The organism is Stenotrophomonas acidaminiphila (assembly GCF_001431595.1).
In the GTDB taxonomy this organism is placed as follows: Bacteria; Pseudomonadota; Gammaproteobacteria; order Xanthomonadales; family Xanthomonadaceae; genus Stenotrophomonas; species Stenotrophomonas acidaminiphila.
This window is the reverse complement of record NZ_LDJO01000117.1, coordinates 1-422: the sequence shown is the minus strand read 5'-3', so window position 1 is coordinate 422 and position 422 is coordinate 1. Positions and strand designations below refer to the sequence as shown.

Here is a 422-nt window from a genome sequence, read left to right as displayed (position 1 = left end):
GACTCCATGAGAGCCGCTACGACGCAGGGCTATCGGTTCAGGCATCGAACGACGCAGCCTTGAAAATCCAGCCGTTGTGGATCGAAGACATGGCCGTTGCCGTGCCTCCACGGTTCCCTTTGCTTGACCAGGCGCCACTCACGATCGCCGATCTGTTGGACTACTCGCTGTATCGCTGGCAGGCGGAAATCTGCTCCAAGTTGGATGAGCCGCTTTCCAACCTCCTGGCGACCGGTCGGCAGAACTTCCAGTACGTGACTTCATTTGGCCTTTTGGCCACGTGGGTCGCGGCCGGCTATGGCGTGGGAGTGTCCGCGCAATCGCGCATCGCGCATGCCCATAGATGGGGGATCACGATGCGGCCGCTCATCGATGGCCCCTACGAGATCGTGACGTATTTGCAGCGTCCCCAGGAAGAAACC

Annotated in this window: 1 protein-coding gene; it reads left to right on the top strand. The window is 60.2% G+C overall.

From position 1 onward, the window contains the following. The coding region (locus tag ABB33_RS17910) for a substrate-binding domain-containing protein (protein ID WP_056932980.1) at window positions 1–422 on the top strand (422 nt) is incomplete at both ends.